Raw genomic sequence first — 17,076 nt, forward strand, 5'->3', positions numbered from 1 at the left:
GTATGAAAAAATGGAGATCCCGTATTAAGAAATTACTAGTGCGTAAAGAACCTACATTACTTCAGGTATATTCGCACCCTAGATCTGGAACACATTTTTTAGAAGCTTTTTTAGCTAATAATTTTTATAAAAATAAAGACTTGTCTCTAGATAAAATTACCTGGGGACATTGGTCTAACAGAAAGGTGAAACAAGAAGGCAATCCTTATGGAAAACTATTTGGTAATCATTATTTTGCAGACAAAAACAATAACAATGCACCAAAAATATATATAGTAAGAGATGGTAGAGCAGTTGCTTATTCTGTATGGAAAACACCTAATTTTTTACATAAAGACATTAGTAATCTTTCCTTTAAAGCGTTTTTAAGAACACCAATAGATTGGTATGGTACGCCATCTAAAAAAAGTGATACCAATTTAACCATATTAGAACATTGGGCATTACATGTTACTAGTTGGTATGCGTTAGCAGAACAAAATAATAATGTTTTAATTATTAGATATGAAGATTTAATAGAAACACCATACCAGCAATATTTAAAAATACATGAAAAGTTTTTTACTACTAAAAAGAAACTAAGCCAAAACAAAATAAATGTAATTAAAAAACCAGTAGGTTTATTACCAAATAAGGCAAAAGCAGATACTTGGAAAAACTTTTTTGATGCAGATGATAATAGTTACTTTAATGCTATAAAAAGTAAATTAATAACTAATGAAATTAAATTTGAGTAAATGAAAAGAATTTTAAAAAAAATAAAGAAAAAATTTTTCAAAACTAATAAGCTTTCAGAAAAAGAAAAAAGACATAGTTTGGTTGGTAAATCTCATTTATGGAAAATGAAGCAACAATTTCAAATAGATTTTTTAGTAAAAATGGGTTTGAAAAAGCAAGATACTTTTTTAGATATTGGGTGTGGAACGCTACGTGGAGGCATTCCTATAATAAAATATCTAAATGAGGCTAAATATGTTGGTGTTGATGTAAGAAGTGAAGTTATTGAAGAAGCTAGAAAAGAGTTGAAACAAGAAGGTGTAGAATTGAAAAAGCCAAAACTTATAAATTTTTCTAACTTTTCTGAATTAAATTTTGATGTTAAATTTGATGTTATTTTTGCTTTTGCGGTATTAATACATTTAAGTGATAATATTTTAGAAGAATGTATGCAATTTGTTTCTAAAAATTTATCGAATAAAGGAGTTTTTTACGCTAATGTTAATGTTTTAAAAAATGAAGAAGGAAATTGGCAAGGCTTTCCTGTTGTTTTTCGCTCTTTAGAATTTTATAATCAAGTAGCAAACAAATATGGTCTAAAAGTAGAGGTTATTTCTACTTTAAAAGAACTAGGTCATATTACCAAAAAATTGGGAGATGAACAACTGATGTTGAAAATAACAATGAATTAGAATAATGAAAACAGTCTGTTTTGTAGTTTCTAGTTTTCCAAGAGTCTCAGAAACTTTTATTACTAATCATATTATACATGCTAAGCTTAAAGGCTATGGAGTACTATTGTTGGTAAAAAAGAAATTACCATTAGCAGAATCTTCACAAAAAGAACTTATAATAAAGCATGACCTTTTAAAACATGTTTATACTACTAATTATAAAATACCAAGCGCTACAATACAAAGACGAATTAAGGCTTTAGTTTATATTATTAGATATCTAAAATATTGGCTTCAAATTAAAGATTTGCCTTTTAGAAAGCGTTTTACAGCTTTACCTTTTCAACTTGCATTTTATAGTCAGTTTAAAGATGTATCTATATTTCATATACAGTTTGCTACAGCTGGTAGTACATTGATGAAAATGAAATCGATTGGCTTACTTAAAGGTGACATTATTACTACGTTTCATGGGTATGATGCACATTATAAAAATCAGGAAGAATTAAAAGCGTTAAAACTGCAATATAATTTGTTGTTTAAGGAGTCGCGATATTTAACCGTTAATACGGTTTATCTCGCTAAAAAAATAGTAGCACTTGGTGCTCCTATTAATAAAATAAAGGTTATTTCTATGGGAATAGATCTTTCTCTTTTTAAACCAGAAAAAGAAAAAATAATCACAAAAAATACCGTTGTTAGTTTAATATCAATAGGAAGGTTAATTGCACTTAAAGGTTTTGCATATGCTATTAAAAGTGTGAAAATAATTGTAGATAAAGGCTATAATGTGAATTATACTATTATTGGTGAAGGAACTGAAATGGATAATTTAAAACAATTAATTCAAGAATTGAAATTGATGGATCATGTTTTTTTATTAGGTGTTAAAAATCAAATAGAAATTAAAAGTATATTAGAAGAAAGTCATATTTTTTTAATGAGCTCTATTACAGATCAAACAAATAGAGCAGAAGCTCAAGGTGTTGTAACTGCCGAAGCCCAAGCCATGGGGTTACCAGTAGTAGCTTTTAATAGTGGTGGTGTGCCTTATACTATTTTAGATAACGAAACAGGTTTTTTGGTGTTAGAAAAAGATGTTACAGGTTATGCCGATGGCATAATAAAATTGTTAGACAACCCCAGTTTATATGCTAAAATGAGTAATTCTTCTAAAAAGTTTGCTTCAAATAATTTTTCAATGGATGTATTGGCTTCCATTTTTTTTAAACTCTATGAGTGATTTTTTTGTATCGATCCAGGTTGCAACAATTTTTGAAACTATTTTTCCAGATGATTTATGCAAATGATTACCATCTGTATAACTAAAGTCGCTGTTTTTTTCGGTTAAATCTAAATATCCATCGCTTAAATCTAACGCTTCTTCTATATCATTATCAAATCTAGGCATTAACTCGTTCTCTATTTCCATTAATATGGGGTGTATAGGTAATCTTACCAAATATACTTCACCATGATTTTTTAAAAAAGAGATAGTTTTCTTTAAATATTCAAATCTGTTTTTTGAAAACTGAGCTCGTGGTAAATGTTTTTCTTTGTAAGTTTTTGCTTTTTGTTCAATTTTACTCGTTACATCAATAGAGTCTAAATCTATATTAACTTCCAACCATCCATCTTTATGTAAAAACATTTTTGTTTTTTTAGTATTTAATAACTTATAATATTTTGTGCTATAGTTGTTGAGTATATAAAAAATATTAGGATTTAAATTAACATAGGATGTGTTTGCTAAAGCTAATTTCCTTTCCCTAAATGAAAGTGAATCATCAGGAGAATCTGAAAGACTTGATAAACTCCAAGGGTCTACGGTAACTATGAAGATGCCATGCTTTGATTTTGAATTTAATTTCTTTTGAATGCTGTTTAAATATGTTTCACCAAATGGGCTATGGGCAACAGTAAAAGCATAATTAAAAACATCTTTTTTTAAAATGCCATTAATTACTTCGGGTTGTAATCCTTGTGCAGCTCTTGAGGTTCCTATAATTAATGAATTTTGTTTTGGAGTTGTAAATCTAACATAAAAAGGATCTGTATATCCGTCTGCTTTTGAGCACACCAAAACAAATATCGTTAATACGATAAAAGAAAATATAAATGTTTTGAATATAAATTTTTTCATTAGTAATTAAAATTGAAAATAAATAAATTCTTGTGATTTACCACCGCTTAATAATAGTATAGTGGTAGCCAATGATATATATATAAAGTACCTAATTGGTTTAGGGTATTTTTTATGGATTTTTTCTATTGCAAACTGGTCATTTCTTCCTAGCCATTCCAAAATCATAAAAACAATAATTAAAATAAATAAGTAAGTAGGTCGCGTTTTAGGAATAGAAAAAAGTGAAGGGGATAGTATTTCAGAAATATAACTAATTGCATGTGTTACACTTTCCGCTCTAAAAAATATCCAAGCAAAAACGGTTAACCCAAATGTTAGTAGCATTAACAATAATTCTTTAATACTTGGTAAGTGCTTTCCTTCGGCAACAGTATTTAAGTACTTTCTATTGTTTTTAGTTAAGAGAATGGGTAGAAAAAACAAGGCATTTAAGGCTCCCCAAATTATAAAGGTCCAATTAGCACCATGCCAAAATCCGCTTACAAGAAAAATTATAAATACATTTCTTACTTTTAACCAAGTGCTACCGCGACTACCACCTAAAGGAATGTATAGGTAGTCTCTAAACCAAGTAGAAAGTGATATATGCCAACGTCTCCAAAATTCGGCTATATCTCTTGAAAAGTAAGGGAAAGCAAAGTTTTGTTTTAAATTAAAACCAAAAAGGCGAGAGGTTCCAATGGCTATATCAGAATATCCAGAAAAATCGCCATAAATTTGAAATGTAAAAAAAACTGCTCCCAATACTAATGTGCTTCCTGTGTATTCCTCAGAATTATTAAAAATTAAATTAGCGTAGTGAGCACAATTGTCGGCTATAACTATTTTTTTAAATAAACCCCAAAGTATTTGTCGCATGCCATCTACCGCTTTTGAATATTCAAAATGGCGTTTAGAATAGAATTGTGGTAATAAATTAGAAGCGCGCTCAATAGGGCCGGCAACCAGTTGTGGAAAGAAACTTATAAAGGCAGAAAAAGCAATAAAGTTGGTAGTTGGTTTTAGCTTCTGTTTATAAACATCAATGGTGTAGCTTAAGGTTTGGAATGTGTAAAAACTTATCCCTACAGGTAATATAATGTTAAGCGAATTTGTATTTATTTCACTTCCAAAAAATGAAAATGCAGTTTTAAAGTTGTCTAAGAAAAAGTTATAGTATTTAAAAAAGCCTAGAAAGCCAATGTTCACTAATACGCTAGTCCATAATAGAATTTTTCGGTTGGTTTCGTTTTTTTGTTTTGATAACGCTATACCAATAGTATAATCAATTATTGTGCTAAACAGTATTAATGATAAAAACCGCCAATCCCACCATCCGTAAAAGATATAGCTTGAAATTAGAATAAGGAAGTTTTGAAGCTTTAAATTCCTGTTTGTTAAAAACCAGTATAAAAGGAATACTACAGGTAAGAAAAAAGCAAAATCTAAAGAATTAAAAAGCATTTACTCTCGTCAAATTATAGTTTTATTGGAATAAGGATATGATTGCTAATATATAAAATCTTTAATTTCTTATTGATATTAATTATGTTTCGTTTTTAATCGGTCATTTTAAGTTATGATCTTCTTTATAAAAGGCTCCTTTTTCTCGTTTTTAGTGCTAATTTTCTTCGTACTTTGTATATTAGTCGAGTAAATACTAACCATGCCAGACCAACCATTAGTTTCTATAATAATACCTATTTTTAACCGAGCACATTTAATAGGGGAGACCTTAGATAGTGTATTGTCGCAAACCTATACCAATTGGGAGTGTATTGTAGTAGACGATGGCTCTACCGATGGTACAGCAGCATTAATGGATACTTACCAAAAAAAAGATGCTAGATTTTTATTTTATAAACGCCCAGATGCACATTTACCGGGAGGTAATGGCGCAAGAAATTATGGGTTTAAGGTTTCAAAAGGAGATTTTGTACAGTGGTTTGATAGTGATGATATTATGTGTCCAACTTTAATTGCAACACAGATACATCATTTATTAGCTAATAATAAAAGTATTTCTATTTGTTTATTAGATCGTTATAATGAAGATTTTTCTAAATTATTAAAACCTGCTAAAAAGCATGCTATAAAACATTCTATTTATTGTGATTTTGTATTAAGAACTCTTAAAGCACATTTACCCAACACTTTTTTTAAACGTGATGTTTTAACCAATTATACTTTTAATGAGCATTTAAAAAAAAGTCAAGAAGTAGAATTTTTACAGCGTATATTTAGAGAGCAGGAAGCTGATATTTACTTGTTAAATAAAGCGTTAGTGAAAATAAGAAGACATGGTAGCTCGATTACAACTAGCTACACATTAGAAACTTTAAAATCTATTTTAGATGTCAAACTTCTTTTGGTAGATGAGTTTCCTGAAAATCAACCTGTAGAAGTTTTAGAGAAACTCAAGTTTCATTTTTTAGATAAATTAAAAATAGCTTTTGTAAATAAACGTACAGGTATTTTTAACACATATCTATTAAAGTTTACCTATATAAAATGGTATGACTATTTGTATCTAACTACATTATATGTATTCCATTTTATGTTCAATAAAGGTTTGTTTTCTTATGAACAAAGAATAAAAAAAATGTATTCTAATAGTTAAATGTATTCATGAAGATTTTTCACATATTTCCTACTTTTTCCAATAAGTATCAGCCTTATAATAAACGGTTAATATCTAGTTTAGAGCAATGTAAAGAATTAGAGGTTTTTGTTGTTTCGTTAAATGAAGCCATTTCTGCTAGTCCAAAAAAGGATGTTATTTGTCTAAAACAAGACACAAAAACACAAAAATTAAAAGCCTTTTTTATAGGTGTTCTTTTATATCTTAAAAATGAAAAGTTTACTTTTTTATTCTCTAAAATAAGTAAATCGGCTAAGTTATATGGTAAATATGCTTTTATCTTTAAGAACAAAGATGCTGTGTTTCATTTTCACGATTTGCATGCTATAGATCAAGTATTGTTGCCAATCTTAATACAGAAAAAAATAAAATATGTAGTGTCGTTACGTGGTAATGATATCGCTATCAAACCATTGTTAAGCGAAGCGATAAAAGCACATGCTATAATGGTATTAAAACATGCTTGGAGAATACATTCGGTTTGTCAAAGTTTAAAAGATGAGGCTATTGATTTGGCAGGAATTGAAGCAGAAAAAATACATGTTATTTACAGAACACCAAATTTAAAAGATGTTATACAAAGTAAGGAGGTAACTATAATTAAAAAAGAAATAAATATTGTAACGATTTCAAGAGTACATTGGAAAAAATGTATACCAGAGTCGCTAATAGCTGTTAAAAACCTCGTAAATTCTGGATACAATGTCCGTTATCATATAATAGGAGGATTTCCAAAGCAAGGTGAGTATGACAAAATAGTATACTTAATAAAAAAGTTAGGATTAACTAAAAATGTATATATACATGGTTATTTAAACGAATCGGAGTACAAAAGGATATTATTAGATATGTATATTTTTTGGTTGCCTTCTATTAACGAAGGAATACCTAATACCTTATATTTAGCTTTAAAGTGTGGCTTTCCGGTTATAGCTTGCAATACAGACGGTATTCCAGAAATAGTGAAAGATAGACATAATGGTTTGTTGTTTTCGGCGTATGATTTTAATGCATTGGCAGAAAAAACAAAAAGTGTTATTGACAATGCGGACCTAAGATTAATGCTTCAAAAAAATGCCATGGAAACCGTATTACAAACACAAGAAAACGAAACTTCACAATATGTTTCGCTATATTGTTCTCATTAAATTCTAATACATTTAAAACCTTAGTATGCAATTTCTAAAACAAAAACCAAAAGTATTCTGTATTGGCCAAAATAAAACAGGAACGACTACTATTGAAGCTGTTTTAAAAGGATTTGGTTACCGTTTAGGAAACCAAGTACAAGGAGAATTACTTTTAGAAGCTTGGCATGCCAGAGATTTTAAACAAATTATTAAGTTTTGTAAAACCGCAGAAGCTTTTCAAGATATACCATTTTCATTATCGTATACGTATCAACACCTAGACGTAGCTTTCCCAAATGCAAGATTTATTTTAACAGAACGAGATTCTGCAGAGCAGTGGTATCAATCTATCACTAAGTTTCATTCTAAATTATGGGCAGATGGAAAACGTATTCCTACTGCAACAGATTTAAAAGCTGCTAAATATAGAGGCTTAGGGTATGCCTATCGATTTAATACCTATTTGTATAGCACGCCAGAAGCAGATATCTATAACGAGATTATATTAAAAGCACATTACATAAATTATAACCAAACCGTAAAAGAATATTTTAAAAGTAGGCCAGAAAAATTGTTAGTTATAAATGTTGCGAAAGCAGATGATTATATTAAATTGTGTACATTTTTAAATCAAACCCCTAAGGGAAATAATTTTCCTTGGGAAAATAAGACCTAAGTACTATTAAGATGATTAACGTAACCAAAACCTTTTTGCCTCCACAAGAAGCGTATCAAGCTGTTTTACAACGTGCTTGGGAAACTGGATGGATGACAAATAGAGGGGTTTTAGTACAGGAATTAGAAGCAACATTAATATCCTATTTGGGGGTGAAAAATATAATAGCAACTACCAATGGTACTTTACCTATACAAATAGCCATTAAAGGGTTAGCTTTATCTGGAGAAATTATTACTACACCTTTTAGCTATGTAGCCACTACAAGTAGTATTGTTTGGGAAGGTTGTATACCCGTTTTTGTTGATATACATGATAAATATTTAACCATAGATGAAACCAAAATAGAAGCTGCAATAACTCCAAATACATCCGCAATTTTAGCAACACACGTTTTTGGAAACCCTTGTCATGTGGAAGCTATTGAAGCTATTGCAATAAAGCACAATTTAAAAGTAATCTATGATGCAGCCCATTCCTTTGGTGTAGAATATAAAGGGAAAAGTATGTTTAACTATGGCGATGTAAGTACCTGCAGTTTTCATGCTACGAAGCTTTTTCATACTGGAGAAGGTGGTGCTATGTTTGCGAATAATAAGGCAGTACATGATAAATTATTTTACCACCATAACTTTGGGCATGATGGGCCAGAGGCTTTTCAAGGTATAGGTATTAATGCAAAGATGAGTGAGCCGCAGGCCGCTATGGGTTTAGCTGTTTTTCCTTATTTTGAAACCATATTAAAGGAAAGAAAAAAAGTAGTAGATACCTATAATGATGCATTTGCTAAAAGCGATTTGCAAGTGTTAAAAATTAGAGAACACACGCAATGGAATTCTTGCTATTATCCTGTGATTTTTAAAAATGAAGCCCAATTATTAAAAGTAAAACAAGCTTTAGAAACAGAAAATATATACCCAAGACGCTATTTTCACCCTAGTTTAGACACCTTACCTTATGTAAAGGCTGAAGCTTGTGTAATATCCCGAAAAATAGCAGCATCCGTTTTATGTTTGCCACTATATGTAGGTCTTGCAGCTAAAGATGTAGAAAGAATTATTAATATAATAAAAACGAATCTATGCTAATTGTTGGAGCTAAAGGTTTTGCTAAAGAAGTTTTAGAAATATTGTACCAATTAGAGCAATTAGAAGATGTTGTTTTTTTTGATAATGTAAATCCTGATATTACAAATCATCTCTACCAAAAATTTAAAGTCCTTAAAAAGGATGATGAAGTAAAAACGTATTTTAAAAAGAATAAAAAATTTACAATTGGTATTGGTACCCCAAGATTAAGACAGGTTCTATATACTAAATTCTTGCAATTAGGAGGGGAGTTGGAATCTGTAATAAGTCCAAAAGCAGAAATTGGCCATTATGGAAATACCATCCATGAAGGTTGTAATATAATGACAGGAGTGATAATAACGAATGATGTAACTATTGGAAAAGGTAGTTTAATTAATCTTAGTTGTACTATTGGTCATGATTGTGTGCTTGGTGATTTTGTAGAATTATCTCCAGATGTTAATGTTTCTGGAAATTGTACTATTGGGAATTACACGACTATTGGTACTAATGCCGTTATATTACCAAATATACATATAGGACAAAATGTAATTGTTGCAGCAGGAGCAGTGGTAACTAAAGATGTTCCAGATAATTGTATGGTTGCAGGAGTACCCGCAGTAGTAAAAAAACAATTAGAACCTTTGATATTTTAGTATGGCTAAAGCACTAGTAAGTATTTGTATGATTACTTATGGTCATGAAAAATTTATTCAGCAGACTATAGAAAGTGTTTTAATGCAGCAAACTTCCTTCGATTTTGAAGTAATAATAACTAACGATTGCTCTCCTGATGCTACAGATACTGTGGTAGAAAATCTAATAAAAAATCATGAAAAAGGGAATCTTATTACCTATTATTCGCATAGCAAAAACAAAGGGATGTATGCTAATTTTATGTTTGTATTAGATGCATGTAAAGCTAAATATATAGCGTTATGTGAAGGGGATGATTATTGGGTAGACCCATTAAAACTGCAAAAGCAAGTAGATTTTTTAGAAGCCAATCCAGACTACGAAGTGTGTTTTACCAATATTAAAATAGTAGATAACTTAAGTCAGGTAACCAAAGAAGCACTTTTTAAACCAAGCCTAACCGATGTTTTTACTATAAATAACTTACCTAATTGGGCACCAACACTAACACGCGTATTTAAAAATAGAGATTTTAGTAGTTTGCCTTCTGCACCAGGTTTAGATAGCGTTATGTTGTTATGGCAATCTAGATTTGGGAAAATTAAATTGATAAATGAAGTAACCGCTGCCTATCGTTTACATGAAGGTGGTGTGTATAGTGCTAAAAGTGATGCTGCTAAAAAAGCACATGCGCTTCAAACACAAATCATTTCGTTGCAATTAATACCTCAAGATTTATTTTCTAAATATTATGGGAAAATATTTAAATCACTTATCGCTTTACGTTATTTAAATAGCAACCTTTTTAATGTTAATAGGAAAAAAGTGTATAAAGCGTATAGAAGTAATAGTAGTGCATTTACTTTTGCATTACATTTAAAAATCTGGGTTAGCTTTTTTTTAATTTCTATACCTTTTATAACTTTATGGAAAGGGTTGGATTTTATTTTATTAAAAATAATGAATCACTTATTTATATACGAAAGAAATTAATATTGTTTATTGTTTTTCTATAATATGAAATTAAATACTAGGTAAAAAATGATTATAACAAAAAAATTTGTAATGTTAAACCTACCAAAAACAGGAACGACATTTACAGTTAGCATATTAAAGGAACTATATCAGTACAACAATAAAACATGGATTGTAAAAGTATTATATAAGTTGGGTGTTATTTCTCCCAAAATGGAAGAGTTAATATTACCGAACATAAAAATGCCTAACCGCTTTCCTGATAAACATGGTACATATGCTCAAATACCAGATAAACATAGCGGTAAAGAAATAATATCGATTATTAGAAATCCGTATAGTAGGTTTTTATCTAGTTATAAATTTAAAGCTTGGGCAAATCCTAAATATATGGAAGTTTCAAAAGATATAATCGAAAAGTATTTTCCAAATTTTCCAAATTTGACTATTGATGAATTTGTAGATTTGAATATTTATGCAGAAAAGACAAGGTTAAATCAAATTGGAGTTAGGGATATTTCTAACTTGAAAGATCTGGGAACTCAGACTATTCAGTTCGTTCAAATGTTTTTTAAAGAACCAGTAACGGTATTGAATTTAATTAGTGATGAATATATTCAAACAAAAGATTACCAAAATGATATGGCTAATGTAAAATTTTTAAAGCAGGAAAATTTAAATCAAGACTTAATCAAGTTTCTAAAAGAACAAGGCTTTTCTGAAGATGAAGTAGAAATTGTGAATAATTCTAAAAAATTAAATAAAGCCAAGTATCAAACAACTGATGTAAATGATTTATGGACAGAAAAAGCATTGAATTATGTTTCTTATAAGGAAAGATACTTGTTTAAGATTTTAGAAAATTTAAATATTTATTACAATAAACCTACTGTTAAACAGATAGATTTATAATATTTTTATGCCAATAAGAATTTTATGAATATTAAAACCCCTATATTACCTACTAAACAAGCATTTGCAAAACGAAATGTACCTCATGAATTATATAAAGAGGCTATTTGCATATATGCAGCTACTGGTTTTTTTATGGATGGAGATACCTATTATAAAAATGCTGTTTGTTTATTACCTGCACATGAGCATACCCTAGATGCGGAAGGATTTCTTGTAAATAGCGAACCTTGGTTTCATTGGCATTATACACCAAGAGACATCTCTTTTGATCAAGCTTTAGATGAATATGTAGATTTGTTAACTACTATAACCAAAGAGCAAGTAGGCGATAGCCCAGTGATTTTACCATTGTCTGGAGGTTTAGATAGTAGGAGTCAAGCACTTATTTTTAAAGGACTAAAAAATAAAGTACAGGCCTATAGTTATTCTTTTCCAGGTGGGTATCCAGAGCATAAAATAAGTGCACAGATAGCCAAAGTTTGCGGATTTGCATTTGATGCTTATAGTATTCCTAAAGGGTATTTATGGAAGGATATAGATACGCTAGCGCAAATGAATGGATGTTATTCGGAGTTTACCCATGCAAGACAAATGGCAGTATTGCCAGCATTGCAACAGAAAGAAGGTGTTTTTTCACTGGGGCATTGGGGCGATGTGCTTTTTGATAGGGGTGCGCCAGAAGGATTGGAAGAAAAAGATGTTGTGCCTTTGTTATTAAAGAAAATGCTAAAGCCTGGCGGATTAGAATTTGCAGAAGCACTTTGGAAGTCGTGGAATTTAGAAGGCACTTTTAAATCTTATTTAATTTCTAGAATAGAAAAGAGCTTGTCTACCATTAAAATTGAAAATATAAGCGCACGAGTTCGCGCTTTTAAAACGTCGCAATGGGCACATCGTTGGACCACTACAAATTTGAGCATATTTGCCAAAGCACACCCAATTAGCTTGCCGTATTATGACGATAGAATGCTGCAGTTTATTTGTACTATTCCAGAGGCGTATTTAGCCGATAGACGCATGCAAATAGCACACTTGCAACAAGACAAAGCTTTAGCAAATATTACCTGGCACGAACAAAAACCATTTAACCTTAATAATTACCACTATAATAAAACGCCATATAATTTACCTTATCGTATATTTCATAAATTAAAACGCGAGTTTGCTGCTGCTATGGGGAAACCTTATATACAGCGTAATTTTGAACTACAGTTTTATGGTGCAGCAAATGATGCTCAATTGCAAAAACACTTATTTGATCCTTCGTTTTTAGAATTTATACCCAAAGAAGTGGTTAGCGAATTTTATAACAAGTTTAAAAATGAAAATGCAGTATTTTATTCGACACCTGTTAGTATGTTATTAACTTTTTCGCTTTGGAAAAAACACTTTTACAATATCTAATTTATGAAATTATCTGTAGTTATTCCTGTTTATAATGGCGCCGATTTTATTGCGAAATCCTATGGTTCTATATTAAATCAAGAAGTAAACGATTTTGAGATTATATATGTAGATAATAACTCTACAGATGCTTCCGTACAAAACATACAAAAACTAATAGAAACAGACACTAGAGTAAAGCTTTTTAAGCAACCGAAACAAGGCGCTGCACCAGCTAGAAATTTAGGAATTGAAAAAGCCAAAGGAACTTATGTGTATGTCTTTGATGTAGATGATGAAATTTATCCGGAAGCATTACATAAAATGATTGCCGTTTTAGATGCTAATCCACAGGTGGATGCTGTATTTGGTAAAATGGTGAAATCATACAAAGGTATAGTGGAAACAATTAAGCCTGAAGATGAAACACATAATGTTATTTTTAAAGAAAAACCATTTTGGGGTGTTCATTGGTTTACTAGTTTAAAAAATGTAGTTGGACCTCCAGCTTTTTTATATAGAAAGAAAATATTTAAAGAAATTGGTCTCTATAATGAAGAGTTGCGTATAGGCCAAGATACTGCTTTAGATATTAAATTAGGGATGACAAGCAATGTAGCATTTTTAGATACGTATGTATATTTGTACTTTAAGCATCATGCCTCAACAATTCAGCAAACTAAAAAAAATGAAAACATGATATTCTATACATGGGTTCGTTTAGTAAAGGAACATTTACCATTTTATGCAAAGCACAAGACTCCTAAAGCGTTTGATAAAATACTTGTAGGCCAGATATGTAGCAGTATGGGTAAGTTGATTTTTTATACAAAAGGTTATTCGAAAAGGAAAGCGAAATATAAAGAGATAATGTTAGATATTAAACCATTAGAGATTCCTTTTTATTTACAAAGTTATCTTTGGTTTCTTATTTTATTTCCTTTTTCATATATACTTAAATTTTATGTTTATTACCTTGTTCCTTTTTATATGAAACATTTTATAAAAAACCTTTAATACTAATCATGAAACGTTTCTTTTTTCTAATAAAACACGTATTAAAAAAACTCCTTATAGCAAGGTTGTTTACTAACTACGTGTTGAATAATAAAACGATTCAAGAAGATATTAATCAGACTATAAAAGTAAGAGGTTGTAGCGTGCAACCAGATACATTGAAGAAAAAGTTTACGCACTTGATGATTTATTATCCAGATTTTGCTTTTATTTTCTTCTGGCGAATAAAACGCAATAATTACCGATGGAAAAAAAGCTTTACTAATGAGGTGCCTTGTAAAATATTTAGAAGCACTAAAATAGCAGGAGGATTAATGTGTTATCATCCGTTTGCAACGGTGATAAACGCAAAATCTATTGGTAAGAATTTTCAGTTTCGTAATGGTTTAACCATAGGGAATAAAAATAATGATAACACTTTAGTACCTATTATAGGAGATAATGTAACGGTAGGCGCCAATGTGGTTATTATTGGAAATATTACTATTGGTAATGATGTGGTTATAGGTGCAGGGGCTGTAGTGGTAAAAGACGTGCCCTCTAATTGTGTAATAGCTGGGAATCCTGCTAAAATAATTAAATAAAGCAAGGCTTTATATGTCTAAAAAAATAAGAGTTTTATATACCATACCCAATTTTAATACCGCAGGTAGTGGTAGGTCTGTTTATGATTTGGTTAAACGACTAGATCGAGATGTTTTTGAACCTGAAATATGTTGTTTTCACAACAAAGGAGCCTATTATAAAGAAGTAGAAAAACTAGGGGTTAAGATGCATCTTTTTCCTTTTACAACAAGTTATAGACCTAGAATTACTTTTCTTTCTAGAGTTTTAAAAATTAGAAAATTTTTTAAAGAAAACCAGTTTGATTTGATTCATTCTTGGCATTGGAGTTCAGATATTTCAGAACCTTTAGCAGCCAGATTTGCAGGTATACCCTATGTGTATACAAAAAAAGCAATGGGTTGGGGAAATAGGTATTGGACTTGGCGCTCGAAACTAAGTACCAAAGTTATTGTGGTTAATGAAGATATGATAACACAGTATTTTTCTAAAATGCTTCCTAAAGTGGCAAAATTTCCTTTAGCTATAGATACTCAAAAATACCAGCCAGAAGCAATTAACACCTCATTATTAGAAAAATACGCTTTTCAAAAAGAGGATTTTATTATATTATCTATTGCAAATCTTGTTCCTGTAAAAGGAGTAGAAGTTCTTTTTGAAGCCGTACAACAACTTAATGATCCTAGTATAAAAGTATTAATAGTAGGAAACGATACCAATACGTATGGGCAAGAATTGAAAGCGCATTATAGTACTAATAAAAATATTGTATTTGCTGGAAAACAGCTGGAAGTACGCCCTTATTTAGCTTTAGCAGATGTATTTGTTATTCCTACAAAAGATGAAGGTAGGCGAGAAGGCATACCCAATGCACCATTAGAAGCCATGGCATCCGGTTGTGTAGTGGTTGGCTCTAATGTTTCTGGAGTAAAAGATATATTAAAGGAATTTCCCGAATACTTGTTTGAAGCAAGTAATGTAGATGCTTTAGCAGAAAAATTACTGGCAGTAAAAAATATGCAAGAAACCGAAAGAAGTTCTTTAGCTATGGCAATGCGAGAACAAGTGATCAAAGAATTTTCAATAGAAGAGTTTCTAAATAATCATGAAGCATTATATTTAAGTATTGTTAAATAAAAAGGAATGACAAAGCAAGATGCAAACTTATGGAAATCTAAAACCCCAGAACATCTACCCGATTTTATTATTGGAGGTGCTATGAAATCTGGAACAACTACATTGCATGCTATTTTGCACGCGCATCCAGATATTGCCATAGCGCATAACGAATTGGGTTTTTTTGATATCGATAGCATTTTACAGCATCCAGATTATCATTTTTATGATGCTAAAAAAGAAGTATGGACCAGTCAGAACATGCAAGAAAATCCAGAAGCATTATGGGATTGGTATACCAAGCAATTTAAAAGTATTGAAAAAAAAGCAAGCTGTATTGGCGAAGATTCTACAACCTATTTAACTTCTGAAATTGCAGCAAAGCGAATTGCTTTACAAGACAAACCTATTAAGCTTCTGTTTATATTAAGACATCCTACCAAAAGAACGATTTCAAATTATTTGCACCTTTTAAAATCGGGAAGAGCTATTTATACGCTTGAAGATACACTACGTTTTAATCCAAATAGTATTATTAGACGAAGTATGTATATGGAGCAGTTAGAGGCCTATTATAAACATATTCCCATGGAAAGGATTAAAGTGGTTTTGTTTGAAGATTTATTAGAAAATAAAGAAAAATGCATACAAGAAGTATGTGATTTTTTAGAGGTAGATTTTTCTAAGTTTGATACCGGTGTATTAAATACACATTCTAATAAAACAAAAACACCAAAGCATATAAAATTACAGCTTCTTAGAAATCGGTTGTTACGTAAAAGCGGTAATTATAGATATTCTAGTTTTATACCGGTATCTCCCGTTTTTCAAAGTAAAATACCATTGCAATATCGTATAATAGATAGGTTACATAAAAAACTAAATCCCTTAAAAAGTACTATTAAATTTAAAGCATCCAAGGCTACTGTAACATTATTAGATGATTTTTTTAAAGCAGAATTTAAAGATTTGGATAATATTCTGAAAAAAGAAGTTTATTCTAAATGGTTTAAAAATTAGGCCAAACATATGCTATTCAACTCCATAGATTTTGCGATTTTTTTACCAATAGTTTTTATGCTCTATTGGGTATTAAATAAACAAGCAGTTAAGTTTCAGAATTTATTAATTGTAGTTGCTAGTTACGTATTTTACGGCTGGTGGGATTATCGCTTTTTGGCACTTATTGTATTTAGTACCCTTGTTGATTTTTGGATAGGTAATTATTTAAAAAAGACTACAAATGTTACCAAAAGAAAACTGTTGTTATACACTAGTATTTTTGTTAATATCGGGCTTTTAGGATTTTTTAAATACTATAATTTTTTTGTAGATAATTTCACGGCTGCTTTTTCCTTTTTTGGAAGTGAAATACAACCTAATACCTTACATATTATTTTACCAGTAGGAATTAGTTTTTACACCTTTCAAACGCTA

General features: G+C 30.2%; 17 protein-coding genes and 1 pseudogene. 16 read left to right on the forward strand and 2 right to left on the reverse strand.

Annotation, left to right across the window (positions count from 1 at the left end):
- The first annotated feature begins 2 nt into the window (after nucleotides 1–2).
- The 3 genes from ACVC3Y_RS01375 to ACVC3Y_RS01385 are packed head-to-tail and all read left to right on the forward strand — an operon-like array spanning nucleotide 3 to nucleotide 2,634.
- On the forward strand, nucleotides 3–737 hold the full coding sequence (locus tag ACVC3Y_RS01375; protein ID WP_452225893.1) for a sulfotransferase domain-containing protein: 735 nt from the start codon (nucleotides 3–5) through the stop codon (nucleotides 735–737).
- Nucleotides 738–1,409 (forward strand): class I SAM-dependent methyltransferase, encoded by a 672-nt coding sequence (locus ACVC3Y_RS01380; RefSeq protein WP_452225894.1) that lies wholly within the window; start codon nucleotides 738–740, stop codon nucleotides 1,407–1,409. It begins immediately after the preceding gene.
- Nucleotides 1,410–1,413: 4 nt separating this feature from the next.
- Complete coding sequence (locus tag ACVC3Y_RS01385; RefSeq protein ID WP_452225895.1) at nucleotides 1,414–2,634, forward strand: glycosyltransferase; 1,221 nt, start codon at nucleotides 1,414–1,416, stop codon at nucleotides 2,632–2,634.
- On the opposite strand, the gene ACVC3Y_RS01390 is transcribed toward ACVC3Y_RS01385, so the two are convergent.
- Nucleotides 2,590–3,534: a hypothetical protein gene (locus tag ACVC3Y_RS01390; protein WP_452225896.1), complete on the reverse strand. Its 945-nt coding sequence runs from the start codon at nucleotides 3,532–3,534 to the stop codon at nucleotides 2,590–2,592. The genes ACVC3Y_RS01385 and ACVC3Y_RS01390 overlap by 45 nt on opposite strands.
- A gap of 6 nt (nucleotides 3,535–3,540) precedes the next feature.
- Entirely contained in the window at nucleotides 3,541–4,980 is a 1,440-nt protein-coding gene (locus ACVC3Y_RS01395) for an MBOAT family O-acyltransferase (protein WP_452225897.1), read from the reverse strand.
- 202 nt (nucleotides 4,981–5,182) lie between these two features.
- On the opposite strand from ACVC3Y_RS01395, the gene ACVC3Y_RS01400 reads away from it, so the two are divergent.
- From ACVC3Y_RS01400 to ACVC3Y_RS01460, 13 genes and pseudogenes are all read left to right on the forward strand, one after another.
- The gene (locus tag ACVC3Y_RS01400; protein WP_452225898.1) at nucleotides 5,183–6,136 is read left to right on the forward strand and encodes a glycosyltransferase family 2 protein; all 954 of its coding nucleotides are present in this window, start codon (nucleotides 5,183–5,185) and stop codon (nucleotides 6,134–6,136) included.
- A gap of 8 nt (nucleotides 6,137–6,144) precedes the next feature.
- Nucleotides 6,145–7,305, forward strand: a complete 1,161-nt coding sequence (locus ACVC3Y_RS01405) for a glycosyltransferase family 4 protein (RefSeq protein ID WP_452225899.1) — start codon at nucleotides 6,145–6,147, stop codon at nucleotides 7,303–7,305.
- A 25-nt stretch (nucleotides 7,306–7,330) separates the two neighbouring features.
- Nucleotides 7,331–7,963: a sulfotransferase gene (locus ACVC3Y_RS01410; RefSeq protein WP_452225900.1), complete on the forward strand. Its 633-nt coding sequence runs from the start codon at nucleotides 7,331–7,333 to the stop codon at nucleotides 7,961–7,963.
- Nucleotides 7,964–7,974: 11 nt separating this feature from the next.
- Entirely contained in the window at nucleotides 7,975–9,051 is a 1,077-nt protein-coding gene (locus tag ACVC3Y_RS01415) for a DegT/DnrJ/EryC1/StrS family aminotransferase (RefSeq protein WP_452225901.1), read from the forward strand.
- Nucleotides 9,045–9,689 (forward strand): acetyltransferase, encoded by a 645-nt coding sequence (locus ACVC3Y_RS01420; protein WP_452225902.1) that lies wholly within the window; start codon nucleotides 9,045–9,047, stop codon nucleotides 9,687–9,689. Before ACVC3Y_RS01415 ends, ACVC3Y_RS01420 begins: the two co-directional genes overlap by 7 nt.
- Before the next feature lies 1 nt (nucleotide 9,690).
- Nucleotides 9,691–10,662, forward strand: a complete 972-nt coding sequence (locus ACVC3Y_RS01425; protein WP_452225903.1) for a glycosyltransferase — start codon at nucleotides 9,691–9,693, stop codon at nucleotides 10,660–10,662.
- Nucleotides 10,663–10,710: 48 nt separating this feature from the next.
- Nucleotides 10,711–11,556 carry a sulfotransferase family 2 domain-containing protein gene (locus ACVC3Y_RS01430; RefSeq protein WP_452225904.1) on the forward strand — a complete coding sequence of 282 codons (846 nt, stop codon included), beginning with the start codon at nucleotides 10,711–10,713 and terminating at the stop codon, nucleotides 11,554–11,556.
- A gap of 24 nt (nucleotides 11,557–11,580) precedes the next feature.
- Nucleotides 11,581–12,963 carry an asparagine synthase-related protein gene (locus tag ACVC3Y_RS01435; RefSeq protein WP_452225905.1) on the forward strand — a complete coding sequence of 461 codons (1,383 nt, stop codon included), beginning with the start codon at nucleotides 11,581–11,583 and terminating at the stop codon, nucleotides 12,961–12,963.
- 3 nt (nucleotides 12,964–12,966) lie between these two features.
- Complete coding sequence (locus tag ACVC3Y_RS01440) at nucleotides 12,967–13,959, forward strand: glycosyltransferase family 2 protein (RefSeq protein WP_452225906.1); 993 nt, start codon at nucleotides 12,967–12,969, stop codon at nucleotides 13,957–13,959.
- Nucleotides 13,960–13,967: 8 nt separating this feature from the next.
- Nucleotides 13,968–14,543 carry a hypothetical protein gene (locus ACVC3Y_RS01445; protein ID WP_452225907.1) on the forward strand — a complete coding sequence of 192 codons (576 nt, stop codon included), beginning with the start codon at nucleotides 13,968–13,970 and terminating at the stop codon, nucleotides 14,541–14,543.
- 13 nt (nucleotides 14,544–14,556) lie between these two features.
- Complete coding sequence (locus ACVC3Y_RS01450; protein WP_452225908.1) at nucleotides 14,557–15,660, forward strand: glycosyltransferase; 1,104 nt, start codon at nucleotides 14,557–14,559, stop codon at nucleotides 15,658–15,660.
- A gap of 6 nt (nucleotides 15,661–15,666) precedes the next feature.
- Entirely contained in the window at nucleotides 15,667–16,659 is a 993-nt protein-coding gene (locus tag ACVC3Y_RS01455; RefSeq protein ID WP_452225909.1) for a sulfotransferase family protein, read from the forward strand.
- A gap of 9 nt (nucleotides 16,660–16,668) precedes the next feature.
- Nucleotides 16,669–17,076, forward strand: a pseudogene (locus ACVC3Y_RS01460) (MBOAT family O-acyltransferase); the annotation flags it as partial.

It is taken from the genome of Lacinutrix cladophorae (assembly GCF_053604645.1).